This is a genomic window from Dyadobacter sp. CY323, assembly GCF_021390245.1.
Taxonomy (GTDB): Bacteria; Bacteroidota; Bacteroidia; order Cytophagales; family Spirosomataceae; genus Dyadobacter.
Genome location: NZ_JAJUXH010000003.1, coordinates 438,113 through 451,930 on the forward strand (window position 1 = coordinate 438,113; position 13,818 = coordinate 451,930).

The window sequence follows — 13,818 nt, forward strand, 5'->3', positions numbered from 1 at the left end:
ATGTTATTTCATAAATCCTCCCAAATCCAGTCCTGGAATGTTGGGAAGCACACCATCTGTCGCTTTTTGTAAATGTTCCTTAATTTTTGGTTCGATGTTTTCAAATGCCTTATTCACGGCTGCAACAATTAAATCCTGCAGCATTTCCTTATCATCGGGATTAACCAAATCCTGATCTATGTCCAGACTTATCAGCGATTTCTGTCCATTCACGGTGGCTTTCACCAATCCTCCGCCTGATTCTGCTGTTTCCTTAATTGTGATTAACTGATCCTGAGCTTCTTTCATGCGTGACTGAAGGTCTTTCATTTTACCCATCAACCCCATCATGTCAGCCATATTTCCAAACATATCTGCTTTTGTTAAGTTTTGGCTTTTATAAAACTTATTTTACGGAAATGGTTCCTACCGTAAAAGCATAAAAGTACCACTTTTTTCAACGGTTTGGTTGATATCATCTACGAAAGTCATTTTGTAAACGTATGATCCCACAGGCGCATTCATGCCATTGACCATCCCATCCCACCCCACTGCAATGTCTTCTGAATGAAACACCACTTCACCCCAACGGTTCATAACAGAAAAGTTAAATGATTGAAGCTGTGACGATTTAGCTTCCAACACATCATTATACCCGTCACCGTTTGGAGTAAATGCGTCAGGCACAAAAACGCCCGCGCTCCTTTTAAAATTGATAATATTTGAAAGACTTTCGAATGCACCATCCGTGGATGCGGCCCGTATTTGAAAATTATATTCCAGGTCACTCTGCGCATTTAGCCTGACCGTATACTGCGTATTCATTTTGACCGGAATAACATCTGCTGTACTTGTGGATCCGGTTTGCATGACGTCGTAACCGGTTATTCCTCCCAGCACGGGAAGTGGTGTGGTCCATGACAGTGTCGTCCGGTTTTTCTGTAAAAGCATGGTACAGATAGGCTCCGAGGGGGGCAACTTTTGTCCGCAGGAATTTTCATAGCTGATCCGATAGCAATACGAAATATCATTCGTTTTCACATCGATATCAGAATATTCACTTTGATTGAAAAGCGTAATGATTTTCTTGAAAGTAGTCGTCCCCGCATCTGCTTTTTCGATTGTCATATTGTAAGTACCATTGCTACCCGATCCTGGAACGTTGGCTTTTATTAAAACGACATTACTACCCAAGACAGAAACAGACGCCGCGGAAATCGGTTTGGGAGAGGTAATTTCCGCCTTTATTCCAATTGGCGCGGAAGTGGATACCACATCACCAATTTTCGCAACAACCTGATATTCAGAGTAACTACCGCATTGCACATCCTTGTCTGTATAGGTGATTTCGGAAATGGATGTAAAGCTTTTGATAACGGTCCCGTCCCTCAAAAGATCGTAACCTGCAAAACCATCCGCATCGGGATACCGGCTCCATGAAAGAACGTTTTCACCTTCGCTGGACTGTCCGGAAAGCGTCATACTACTATAAACTTTGCTGTCCCTGGTTCCCTGGCATAAATCTGCAGACGACAATTTGAGGTTATAAACCTGGTTTACATTCTGGTTCTTAATATCATAAGGTTGTATTCCGCCGGAAGATCTTTTCCCGTCTACAACATAATTTCCTGCGTTGGGTGCATATTTGATTTCAGTAGGAATCCCTACTACACCCTGATAATTGATCCTCAAAGTACCATCGCCCCGCATTTCAACCGATTTTATCTCGATTTCATTAAGCTGGGCTTGTTGGAATGAGATTGGAAGTTGGAACGGAACACCTTTTTCGCACGCGGTGCCAGCTGCGTACAACCCTGTTATGCTTACTGTAGGAGAATTAGCTGTACTGGCATACATATGCTCCAGCGCCATTGAGTTTCCTTTGGTCCAAATCTCGGATTGACCATCTCCCCATTTGATTTCAACCTGGTCGTAAGCTCTGCTGATGATATCGTCCGTCAGGGTTAGCGAAATCTTGCCGCCCCCACAGGAAGAATATTGTGCCGTGACCGGCCTGGCTTCGTAGACTCTGACCGTTTTACAAGCATAAACCTGCCCCGAACTTGTTACAGCTTGTTGCAATACAATGAATGTTCCCGGGGTCGGGATAGTAACGGTTGATAAATTTTGGATAACCGGATTTTGAGACTTTCCATCGTACCCAATGCTATAAGCCAGCGATAAAGCATTCTGAACATTATTGGTTAATGTAAAGGTCAGTGGCATACACCCCGCCGTAACATTAAGGTCGAAGCTACCTCCCCCACGGTCACAAAGGCCTTGACCAAAGGAATTACTTAAAGTACATAGAAAGCATAATACAAGTATTGTTAATCTCATAAGTGTGCAATTTTTAAATCATGACTTATCGAAAGGCATTTTACGTCGGGTAGTAGTTATGCGGAAGTAAATTTAAAATTAACGCAGTCGGATGACTATTTCGGGGATAAATAGTTAACGGTTCACATTAAAAAGTATTATCCAGATTTTTAACCCATTGAAAAAAACCTATCTGATCAGTAAAAAGCTGCCGTTTTTTGAAATTATGTCCCCTTCTACATTCGTAGCCTCAATTTTATAAAAATAATAACCGCCCGCCGCCTTCTCATTTTCTATCTTCCCATCCCATCCTTCGGTCACATCATTCGAATGAAAAACAACTTCACCCCAGCGATCGAAAACGGACATTTTGAAATCAGAAATAAAATAGGCCTTTACCTCGAAACGCTCGTTATATGCATCTCCATTTGGCGTAAATGCGTCTGGTACAAGTAGTATGGGTTTACTTTTAAAATTTAGAATATTAGAATAGCTTGAAAAACTTCCATCCTGAGATTTCGCTTCGATCCTGAATGAGAAATCGGATTGAGATGCCAGATCCAGCGTGTGGGTAGTTCCTAATTGCTTAGGAATCACGTCGATAATGTTACCCTGCAAATCCATTCTTTGTAAGTCGTAAGAGTCAACTGCATCTGTAAACGAAGACTGGCCGGTCCAGGCGATATCAGGAGTTTGCGTTTTTAAAAGTATCGAACAAATCGGCGGGTCAAATAGCGGCGACTTCATATTGCACGCATTTTCATACGTAAAACGGTAACAATATGCATTTTCGGAGGTATTCACACCGGTATCTTCAAATTGAAGGCTTTGATTGTCGGTGGCCGATACTTTCTGAAAATTTGTACTTCCCAGCAAAGCTCTCTCGACTATGAGATCGAATGAGCTGGTCAGCCCCTCGCCCGATAATTCGACCTGGGTTGAAATCGCACTGTTATCTTTCACCGTGACGCTGGCGCGTTCTATTCGTCCGGGGGAAGAACTTTTAGGCTCCGTACTATAAGAGGTGGAATATGAACGAACATCGTTTTCGATGATCGCGACGATTTCGTATTTATAAGTAACACCGCATTTAACATCTGTATCCAGGTATGATAGTTGGTCCACAGAAGTGAAAATAACCGCTCCGTCCCGTTTCAACTGGTACTCCATGATACTTTCAGTGTTTGGGTAATGTTCCCAGGATACCGAAATGATCTCATCCAATGCAAATGTACCTTCTTTGATAGTCATACTGCTGACCACCGCACTTTCGATGATTTTATCGCAAAAATCTTTGGATGCTAACATAAACCGATAAATCTGCTGGGGGTTCAAACCACCGATAGTTACCGCCTGGGTGCCGCCACTCTGCCCCGACTTACCCGTCGAAACAAACTGTCCGTCCCCTTTGTCAATCAAAACCTCCGTCGGAACATTTTCCATTCCTTCGTAAAGTACCTTCGCTTCTCCGGAGGCAAGCATTTCCACACTCCGTATCCGGATGCCTTTCAGAAGCTGGCTGGTACTGGTTCCTGTTAATGTCGTAACCTGCAAACTTTGCTGGCACGCCGCATTCGAATATCTGCCTTGAATCTTAACTGTTGAACTAGCGCCTGCTGCATAAAAATGATCCAGATAAAGTATGTTCCCGTTTTTGGTATTCACACTTTGTCGTGATCCGTCACCCCAGTCGATGTCGATCCCATCGTAGGAATTGGAGATGCTGTCGCTGATAAGAGTGAGCCTGGCCCTGCCATTCTGACAAACCATTAATTCCGCATTTGGCGCCCTGGTTTCCCGCACTACAACATCCTGACACTGGCTGAAACCAGTCCCGTTTGCACTTCCGAATTGAAGGATGGTGTATGTTCCGGGTAAAGTGTAGGTAAAAGAAGAATCCTGAGTAAATTCTCCCGGACCAGGAACGGTCGTTGCCGACCGGTTGAAATTGAATGCATAACTGACGTTTTCCGACTTGGGAAGCAGATTTTTTACATTCACCTTTAATGGCGCGCAACCTTCACTCGGAGTAATGGAAAATGCGCCGGTATTTCCACAAAAGCTTTGGCCTGAAACATTATTTTGAAAAAGCAGAACGATGCCTGACAAAAATGCGATCAATAGCCTGATGTTCATATGTGAGTAAAATAGTCGTCGAATAGTGCTTCCCGATTTGCTTGAAAACCATTGAAACGGATCAGGCATATCCGGTGTTAGTATGCGTAAGGTTCAAAAATAGAACTTTCAACATTAACAATATACCTTTGCAACTTAAAAACGAGTTTTGTCTCAAAACTATTTTTCATCAACCCGATTAATGGACACGAATACGAATCCTATTTTACTGGATACCATAGAAGATGCTATTACAGCAATAAAAAATGGCGAATTGATCATCGTGGTAGATGATGAAGATCGTGAAAATGAAGGTGACTTTATTTGCGCAGCCGAACTGATCACGCCCGAAAAGGTAAATTTCATGGCTCGTGAGGGGCGCGGACTTATATGCGTGCCGGTTACAGAGGAGCGCTGTTCGGAACTGGAACTTGAAATGATGGTAGGCAATAACACGGCCCTGCACGAAACCGCATTTACGGTTTCGGTGGATTTGCTGGGTAATGGCTGTACGACCGGGATTTCCGCCAGCGACCGTTCCAAAACGATCCAGGCATTGGTTAATCCTGAAACAAAACCCGCAGATCTGGGCCGACCTGGACATATTTTTCCTTTAAAAGCAAAAAAAGGCGGCGTACTTCGTCGGACCGGCCATACCGAGGCGGCGATTGATTTTCCGCGTCTGGCAGGATTAAAGCCCGCCGGGGTTCTGGTGGAAATCCTGAATGAAGATGGTTCAATGGCCCGCCTGCCGCAGCTTCGGGAAATAGCAAATCGATTTAATCTTAAACTGGTTAGTATCAAGGATTTGATCGAGTACCGGCTGCGAGAGGAGTCATTAATTAAAAGAGAGATCGGCGTGGATATGCCGACGAAATGGGGTCATTTTGATCTCATCGCGTACCGCCAGGTGAATACCGGAGATTTGCACCTTGCATTGGTAAAAGGAACGTGGGAAAAAGATGAGCCGGTACTGGTGCGCGTGCATTCTTCATGCGTTACGGGTGATATTTTCGGCTCCTGCCGCTGCGATTGCGGGCCCCAGTTACATGCCGCGATGGAAATGGTCGATAAAGCTGGTAAAGGTGTGATCGTATATATGAATCAGGAAGGACGCGGAATTGGATTGCTCAACAAACTGAAAGCCTACAAATTGCAGGAAATGGGTCGTGATACCGTCGAGGCAAATCTCGAATTAGGGTTCCCAATGGATGATCGCGATTACGGGGTCGGCGCTCAGATCCTACGTGATCTGGAAGTCACAAAAATTAAACTGATCACGAATAATCCTAAGAAACGTGCGGGACTGATCGGTTACGGCCTTGAAATTGTCGATTCCCTGGCCATCGAAATTCCTTCAAACCCATACAATGAAAAGTACCTTTTAACCAAAAGGGACAAAATGGGCCATAATCTGAGCAACCTGACATTTCCCGTAAAATAAGAATGGAGATAATCAAGATTGCGGAAACCAATGAGGACATTCTAAAATGCCGGCGGGCTATCCAGGCTCTCCGACCGTCTTTGTCTGACGCTATTTATCTGACAGAGGTTGAAAAAACACTCGCCGATAACCGACAAATGATCTTCATTGAAGAAAATCTGGAAGCAGCCGCAGTCACCATTTTTGAAACCGGTTACAATTTGTTTCGGGGGAAGTACATTTATATTGACGACCTGTCAACCCTGCCTGAGTATCGTGGAAAGGGTTATGCCGGAATGCTCGTCGACTGGGTTCTCGATTATGCTAAAAAAGAAGGGTTTGATCAGGTACATCTCGATTCGGGCGTGAATGAAGCCAGGACGGATGCCCACAGACTTTATCTTAACAAGCGTTTTCAGGTTGCGAGCCTGCATTTTGTGACGCAGGTCTGATTTTTTTAACCGGCACAATCTTACCGCCATTTTTAAAGTAGTTGCATTTAAATGAATATAGATCAGGTATTCGACGCATTTAATTCTCTGCGTGTATTGGTAATCGGAGATGTGATGCTGGATTCATACGTTTGGGGAAAAGTAGAACGGATTTCTCCCGAGGCGCCGGTTCCTGTAGTAACAGTCCAAAAACGCGAATACCGTCTCGGAGGTGCAGGTAATGTACTTTTGAATGTGCAATCGCTTGGTGCCGAAGCCATTATCTGTTCCGTGATCGGTACGGATAGTTCCGGGGATTTACTGGAAGAAAGCCTGACAAAAAAAGGATTGAATTGCGAAGGTCTGATCCGGAGCGAGCACCGCATTACCACCATTAAAGAGCGTATTATAGCAGGCACCCAGCAGGTTGTTCGCATTGATACGGAGACGGATAAACCTATTTCAATTTCAGAAACGCAAAAGCTGGTTGACAAAGCCAAAGAGTTGATTCCGTCCTGCCAGGTTATTATTTTTGAAGATTATGACAAAGGTGTGCTGACACCAGAATGCATTGCCGAAATCACATCTTTTGCCAATGAACACAAAGTCCCGACCGTTGTTGATCCAAAAAAACGCAATTTTCTCGCCTACAATCATACCACACTCTTTAAGCCCAACTTAAAAGAACTTCGGGAAGGTTTGAAAATTGAATTCAATGTCGATAATCGTGAAGAATTGCAGGCAACCGTTCAGCATTTGAAAGATACACTTCAGGTAAAAGGAGCGCTCATCACTCTTTCTGAACGCGGCGTTTTTATCGATTATCAGGAAGAAATTCACCAGCTACCAGCGCATATCCGCCAGATTGCCGATGTTTCGGGAGCCGGTGATACGGTGATCAGCATCGCCGCATGTTGTGTGGCATTAGGCTTGTCTCCACAGAGAATCGCCGCAATTTCCAATCTCGGGGGCGGACTTGTTTGCGAAATGGTAGGTGTTGTCCCAATTGATAAAGAATTGCTGAAAAGAGAAGCCCGGAATCTAAGCTAAAAGCTTTTAGCTGTTAGCGATTAGCTTTTAGCCTTTTGCTTTTACCAATTTATCCCAGCCTCTCCTAGCCCCATTTTCCTGGTAAATTTCGAAGACAGCTTCGATCTGCTCGTAATGTAACGTACGCTCGCACCGATGTATGGAGTAGTCGCGGGTGTGTAGGAAGTCAGGTTTTGCCGCGCGCTGTTGAATGTGCGCAATTGCCGAAAAGTGGTTACACCGGCTTCGAGCGAAACATTAATGGCGGTGAATAAATGGGCATTCGCCGAAACACCCACTTTAATATTCCTGTAATTCTCTCTGCGAAGTATCTTTTCTTCAGGCGTCTGAACCTGAAAACCACCACTGTATCCATTCAATCCGGCCAGCATATCTACATTAAACCATTTGGTCGCTTTGTAATTTACATTCGCCACAAAAGGTAACAGCGCAGATGCCCGCCAATGTCTTCCCAAACCTTTATTAATCCCGAATACAGGTACAAACCGCAGCTTTTGATTATATGCCAACACCGAACCATACATGATCTGTGTTCGCAAGCCCAGAATGTGCATTCGTGCCGCACCTCCCCAGAAAAAGGGTTGCGGACTGAAAAACGTCTCATTTGTTTCGGTTATTCCCAAACCGCCACCATATACCCAAAGCCGGTCTTTAATACTCGCCTGCAGCCTGAGTATGCCCAGTGAAAGCGTTTTGTAGCCATTCTCAGGAATATTCTTGTCGTCAATCGTAGGTTGAATTTGTGTGTACTGAGCGAGCGCAACGGTATGCACCGCGCGCAGATCGAGCTTTTTTCGCAGGCTATATCCCAACTGCACTTCACTTTGGATTGGGATGATCCCGAAAAAGCCGGTTCGAGAAACTCCGTAATCCTGCGTTCCATTCAGCGAAGATGGCACCGAATAGTCGGCTTTCAGGGTGAGATTTGGGTAAAAAAGGCGGCTTAATCCAAAATGCTGGGCCGACGCCGGAACAAAAATGAATGAGAATTGCAGGATGAGCAGGTTGCGGAGATTTGCCATTCAAAAAATTTGGGGTCCGTTAATTTGGCAAATAACGCCAAAATCCAAAGCCTATTGTATAATCAGCAATTGCAAAATTCCGGGCAAAACTTCGTTGATTTACGGGCACGATATCCATTATATCATGATCAAACTAGCTTCTCTCCAAACAATATCCGACGATTTCTTCAAAACAATTTCCAGATTTAAATGGGTAGCGGCCGCAGCCATCTGTAAAACTGCGGTGCTGTTAAGGTTAGCAGAAACGACTGGAGACTTGCATGAACAGCAACTCATGGTCAGGCTTTCATTTGTGGTTTTCCTTGCAGTTCCGCTGACATTGGCAATTCAACTTTTGTCGGAAAGAAAGCAATGGAAACCGGCCATTAACCTCGGGTTGAATATTTCAGTCATCCTGATTTTAATTGCATATTACTTCTCGATCGGGGAAGATCCGAATCTGGCGGATACCTATGTATTTGGGTTGTTCATGGTCGGCGCTCACCTGATTGTAGCTTATGCTCCGTTTCTTGCTTCTGCAAACACGAATGGGTTCTGGCAATACAATAAGACTCTTTTTCTACAATTTTTGAATGCGTCGCTTTATTCGATAACCTTGTTTATCGGACTTATTATCGCAGTCGAGACTATTAAGTTCCTGTTTAATGTCACCTATCTTTTCAAGGCCCAGCAGGATTTGTTTATCGTAATTTCTGTGTTTTTCCATACCATTTTCTTTTTAAGCAAAATCCCAGAAAACCTGGATTCTCTTGAAAATGAGGATAGTTATCCGTCCGGTCTTAAGATATTCACCCAGTATGTGCTGCTGCCGCTCGAAGTGGTGTATATGGTCATTTTGTATGCCTATACCATCAAGATTATTTTTGAATGGAAACTGCCCGATGGCGGAGTGGCTTATCTGGTGATGGCTTTTTCCATTGCAGGGATACTAGCGTTGCTCCTGTTACATCCGCTCCGGGAAAATGCCAAAGAAAAATGGGTCAGACTGTTCAGCCGGAGATTTTATATCGCTTTGCTGCCGCTCATTTTCCTGCTTTTCATCGGTATTTTCCGCAGGATACACGATTATGGGATGACCGAAAATCGCATCATTATAGCGGTTCTTGCATTCTGGCTGGCGGGCACTACCCTTTATTTTTTACTCCATAAACGTGCCGATATCAGGTGGATACCGCTCTCGCTGTCGGCCTTGTCGATCGTGCTGGTAATCGGACCGTGGAATATTTTTGCGGTAAGCCGGAAAAGCCAGTTAAGGCAGTTTCAGGAGATTCTGGCAAACAACAAATTGCTTGATAAAAAGAATCAGATTGCGGGGAAAGCGACAATTTCCAATGATGATTATAATCGCCTGACATCCATCATCCAGTTTCACAGAACCAGGGAAATATACGGACTGGAACCCTATTTCGTCAAGCTAAAACCGAAACTGGGTACAACCTACCAGCATTACGTAAACATGGAGGAAGTACTGGCCAAGCATATTACCTCCAATGGAAAATCGAGGTTTTCGAATGAAAACTATGTGAATTTTTCTTCGAAAGGTTTAGGCGATTTCAACCGCTCGATAGAAATCGACAGTCTTACTCAAATGCGATTTTTTAACCTGGTCAATGGTACTGAATTTACAACCGAAAAATACAAAGTTACCACCCAGGCAAATGGCCGTTTTATTCATATTCATAAAAACAATAAAAAACTGGTAACCTGGGACTTGTCTAAAACAACTGCCCGGCTGAGAGATGATTACGGTTCGTTTTCAGATCGGGTCCCAGTCAAATCACTGACGGTGACTCTCAAAACCGATTCGGATCATATTGTGATCCTTTTCCAATACCTAAACCACAGCGGGGAATTTTACAGCGGGGAAGCTATCATGATGTACAGATAGAAGACTATCCGTCAATGGTATGTTTTTGGCCGAATGAGCAGGTCGCGCAGAAAACCCGTATAACAGCTAGTACTAATTCCTTCATATGATGTATAGAATACTAGAGAAGTTTCGAGACAAACATAACCAAATGATTCTATGAAAAAAGCACTTTTAGGGTTGCTGATTTTAATTCCCGGCATCGCTTTTTCACAAGCTGCACAACAGACCTATGCTGAAAAACTTGGCTACCCGAAAGGGAAAAAGGTTCTCATCATCCATGTGGATGATGTAGGAATGTCATACGAATCGAATCAGGGTGCCATTAAAGCGATCCGCGAAGGTGTTGCCAATTCCCTCAGCGTCATGATGCCATGTGGCTGGGTACCCGGTTTTGTAAATTATTGGAAAGAAAATAAAGACATTGACGCCGGTCTGCATTTGACGATGACCTCGGAGTGGAAAGATTATCGCTGGGGACCATTGGCCGGAAAAACGAATGTAAAAGGGTTAACCGACAGTCAGGGAGCAATGTGGCGCGGCGTGGCGGATGTAGTTAAAAATGCGTCGCCGGATGAAGTTGAAACGGAAATCCGGGCACAGCTGGACCGGGCCAGAACAATGGGTTTTGAGCCCACCCACCTGGACTCGCATATGGGTACGTTATTCGCGACGCCCGAATTTTTGGAAAGATATCTGAAAGTAGGAATGCAGGAAAAAATCCCGGTGATGTTTCCCGGCGGGCATAACACTGCCATCAAGGCTGAGGAAAAGATGATCGCAGACCGATTTGAAATGACTCAAAAAGTCGGGAAGCAGCTTTGGGAGTCCGGGCTACCTGTATTGGATGACCTCGAAAATAGCAGCTACGGCTGGAAAGGTCCTGAAAATGGCGATAAATCTGAAAAAGCTTTGCAGAAATACAAAACCGCCAAGTACATCGAGGCATTAGGCAAGCTAAAACCCGGCTTGACGATGGTCATTATGCATTGCACGATCCATACCGAGATTTTTCCGAAGATCACCGATTCCTGGCCAACCCGCGAAGGTGACTTTCTAGCCATGATCGATCCTGAATTGAAAAAGTATATTGAAAAAGAAGGAATTGTGCTGACAACCTGGCGGGAAGCAATGCAGCGAAGACAGAAGGTAAAGTAAGGTTACTTAATGCGATTGCTGACTTTCCCAAATGCTTTGCAGTTCTTCAACATCAGCCAGATCTTTTGCTCTGGCTGTTGCTTTTTTTTCTATTATTAAATCCCTTAAATGAATAACAGAAAACGAAACTCCTTCAAAATCAGCAATTAATGCTCTCTCATAACAGGAATCAAAATCACTTTCCTGAAATGCTTTCAAAGAATGCCCCAGGTCCAGTTCGAATCCCGACAGACCAAATCTGACGGATGTCCAGCCAAAAATCAATGGCATATCACGCAGCAAATCTGCGCCGGGAACATCATTTTCGTTTAACGCGCGGACGAATGCAATGGCGTTATCCGGATCTTTTTTTATCCATAAATCCATATCCTGAGTCGTTCTGATATGTCCATGAACCACACCGGCCATTCCACCAACCAATAAATATTTTACACCATATTTATTTAAACTTTTCAAAAGGTTCAGTACGTCATCGCTGCTTATATCCATAAAAACCTTTTTTTTATTGAGCGGGTTGGATCGATACAATTTACCGGCCAGATTATTAAGTCGGACAAGAGCTTCGATATTTTCAGCATAACGTTCCTGTAATTCGCTGCCTGACATGATATTGCAGAATGGACTTTATAAAAATAGGCAAATTACTTGAAATCAAATCCGCCATCGACCTCAATCTGAGCATATACGATTTTATAAAAATCATCGGGTAAGAACGGTTTTACGAGGTAATCGCTGAATCCGTTTGCCAGTGCCCGCTCACGTTCGTCTTCAAATGCGGAGGCTGTTAATGCTACAATTGGAATAGTCTGATCGCGCTCGCGAATACGTTTCGTGGCTTCGAAACCATCCATAACCGGCATTCTCAGATCCATAAAAATCAGGTCGTAACGAGTCGAAAAGTACATTTCAACCGCTTGCTTTCCATCAGAGGCAAGATCAAATGGGATGTTTCTTCGTTCAAGAAGTCTGGTAGCCAGCATCAGATTGGTCGCATTATCGTCCACGAGCAGTATCCTTGCTTTCGGGCCAAATGTTGGGTCTGAAGTCCGCTCAACCGGTTTTTGGGCAACAACCGGTCTATTTGAATAAGGCAGGTCGATTTGAAATGAAAATACAGATCCTTTTCCAACCTCGCTTTTTAGTTTCAATTCCCCTCCAAACAACCGCACCAGTTCCCTGGAAATGGCCAGCCCAAGGCCGGTACCGCCATCCTGACGTTTCACCAGACTTTTGACTTGTGTGAAAATTTCAAAAACATGGGATTGCTGGTCATCGGAAATACCGATTCCACTGTCGGAAACAGCGAATTCTAACTTGATAAACTTATCTGTCCTGCTCAATTCATTTACCGAAAATTTGACAAAACCTTTATCGGTGAATTTAATGGCGTTATGGACCAGATTGGTGATTATCTGACTGAGCCTGATCTGATCCGCGTAGAGTTGTGGAAGTGCTTGCGAGGTCTCCAATACAAGTTCGAGGTTCCTTTCCCGGGCTTTGAGCTGGAAACTGTTATAAAGATTTTTGAAAAGTTCTTCCGGATCGAAATGAGCAGCATGCAGTTTCACATGATTGGAATTGATTTTATTAAAATCCAGAATATCGTTCACCACAGCCATCAGGTGTGTCGATGAAAATTTTAACGTTTCTATCAGTTCCTTTTCGTCTTCATCGCGAGCTTTGTTTTCCTCCAATAAATGCACGATTCCAACAATTCCGTTTAATGGTGTACGGATCTCGTGGCTCATTGTGGACAAGAACTCCGATTTGGCTAAAGTTGCATTTTCAGCGATTTCTTTCTGTTTTTCCAGCTTCTCATTTTGCTCCGTTAACGAATACCGATAATAGAATTCCCGCTTGTTCCTCTTCTCAGTAAAGTACATTATAAAGGGGAACAACAGCTGTCCAAGAAAAAAAAACAGGCCACCCTGCCCCATAAATTGATAGAAGTATGCCGGATGACCGATATACAGTGCGGACGGAAAAAGAAGAAAAACCAAGAGTGTTGTGATGAAAGCGTCCCGCCCGGGCCATTTGAGCATGATAAATGAGAAGATCAGCCCAAGAGTCATGTTAAATGTCGCGCGATCGTAGGAAGGATGTGGAACGTTGGCTAGAATATAGGCATGGACAGGCAGCAGGGCCATATAAACTAAAAATGAAGCTTTTTTGGCAGTAATGTACCCGCGAAAATGAAGACCCAGCACAATCACGACGAGCGCACTGAAAAAAAGCTCGGCTTTAAATACCAGTGAAAAAGCAGGATCCTTTCTCAGAAAGTAGAGGAAAGCGGTTGCTGGATAACCAATGAGGTATGCAAAGCAAAAAGTGAGGTTACTCCAACGGTATTTTATCTCACTTTCTTTTTCCCACAATTCATTAAAATCACCTGTATAGTTGGCATTATTCAAGTAACTAAGTTTTAAACGCTGGTAAAGAAGAACATCCAGGATA

General features: G+C 43.9%; 11 protein-coding genes. 5 read left to right on the forward strand and 6 right to left on the reverse strand.

The genetic code is table 11. The annotated features are described in order from the left end of the window. Positions 1 to 3 precede the first annotated feature (3 nt). From LZG72_RS08045 to LZG72_RS08055, 3 genes are all read right to left on the reverse strand, one after another. Complete coding sequence (locus LZG72_RS08045) at positions 4 to 351, reverse strand: YbaB/EbfC family nucleoid-associated protein (protein ID WP_233869959.1); 348 nt, start codon at positions 349 to 351, stop codon at positions 4 to 6. A 54-nt stretch (positions 352 to 405) separates the two neighbouring features. Continuing rightward, on the reverse strand, positions 406 to 2,205 hold the full coding sequence (locus tag LZG72_RS08050) for a gliding motility-associated C-terminal domain-containing protein (protein ID WP_233869962.1): 1,800 nt from the start codon (positions 2,203 to 2,205) through the stop codon (positions 406 to 408). 282 nt (positions 2,206 to 2,487) lie between these two features. Further along, a complete protein-coding gene (locus LZG72_RS08055) occupies positions 2,488 to 4,434 on the reverse strand; it encodes a gliding motility-associated C-terminal domain-containing protein (RefSeq protein WP_233869965.1) in 1,947 nt (648 codons plus the stop codon). 181 nt (positions 4,435 to 4,615) lie between these two features. Between LZG72_RS08055 and LZG72_RS08060 the strand changes: the two genes are divergently transcribed. The 3 genes from LZG72_RS08060 to LZG72_RS08070 are packed head-to-tail and all read left to right on the forward strand — an operon-like array spanning position 4,616 to position 7,317. Continuing rightward, the gene (locus tag LZG72_RS08060) at positions 4,616 to 5,857 is read left to right on the forward strand and encodes a bifunctional 3,4-dihydroxy-2-butanone-4-phosphate synthase/GTP cyclohydrolase II (RefSeq protein WP_233869967.1); all 1,242 of its coding nucleotides are present in this window, start codon (positions 4,616 to 4,618) and stop codon (positions 5,855 to 5,857) included. Between the two features lie 2 nt (positions 5,858 to 5,859). After that, a complete protein-coding gene (locus LZG72_RS08065) occupies positions 5,860 to 6,288 on the forward strand; it encodes a GNAT family N-acetyltransferase (RefSeq protein ID WP_233869970.1) in 429 nt (142 codons plus the stop codon). Between the two features lie 51 nt (positions 6,289 to 6,339). Beyond that, positions 6,340 to 7,317, forward strand: a complete 978-nt coding sequence (locus LZG72_RS08070) for a bifunctional heptose 7-phosphate kinase/heptose 1-phosphate adenyltransferase (RefSeq protein ID WP_233869973.1) — start codon at positions 6,340 to 6,342, stop codon at positions 7,315 to 7,317. 41 nt (positions 7,318 to 7,358) lie between these two features. Here the strand turns inward: LZG72_RS08070 and LZG72_RS08075 are convergent, their stop codons facing one another. Then, entirely contained in the window at positions 7,359 to 8,339 is a 981-nt protein-coding gene (locus LZG72_RS08075; protein ID WP_233869976.1) for a hypothetical protein, read from the reverse strand. Positions 8,340 to 8,463: 124 nt separating this feature from the next. Between LZG72_RS08075 and LZG72_RS08080 the strand changes: the two genes are divergently transcribed. Both LZG72_RS08080 and LZG72_RS08085 read left to right on the forward strand, forming a co-directional pair. Further along, positions 8,464 to 10,227, forward strand: a complete 1,764-nt coding sequence (locus tag LZG72_RS08080; RefSeq protein ID WP_233869979.1) for a DUF4153 domain-containing protein — start codon at positions 8,464 to 8,466, stop codon at positions 10,225 to 10,227. Between the two features lie 138 nt (positions 10,228 to 10,365). Continuing rightward, positions 10,366 to 11,364: a polysaccharide deacetylase family protein gene (locus LZG72_RS08085; protein WP_233869982.1), complete on the forward strand. Its 999-nt coding sequence runs from the start codon at positions 10,366 to 10,368 to the stop codon at positions 11,362 to 11,364. Between the two features lie 6 nt (positions 11,365 to 11,370). On the opposite strand, the gene LZG72_RS08090 is transcribed toward LZG72_RS08085, so the two are convergent. Together LZG72_RS08090 and LZG72_RS08095 are read right to left on the reverse strand one after the other, a co-directional pair. After that, positions 11,371 to 11,970: a DUF6036 family nucleotidyltransferase gene (locus LZG72_RS08090; RefSeq protein WP_233869985.1), complete on the reverse strand. Its 600-nt coding sequence runs from the start codon at positions 11,968 to 11,970 to the stop codon at positions 11,371 to 11,373. A 35-nt stretch (positions 11,971 to 12,005) separates the two neighbouring features. After that, the gene (locus tag LZG72_RS08095; RefSeq protein WP_233869987.1) at positions 12,006 to 13,775 is read right to left on the reverse strand and encodes a response regulator; all 1,770 of its coding nucleotides are present in this window, start codon (positions 13,773 to 13,775) and stop codon (positions 12,006 to 12,008) included. Positions 13,776 to 13,818: the final 43 nt, after the last annotated feature.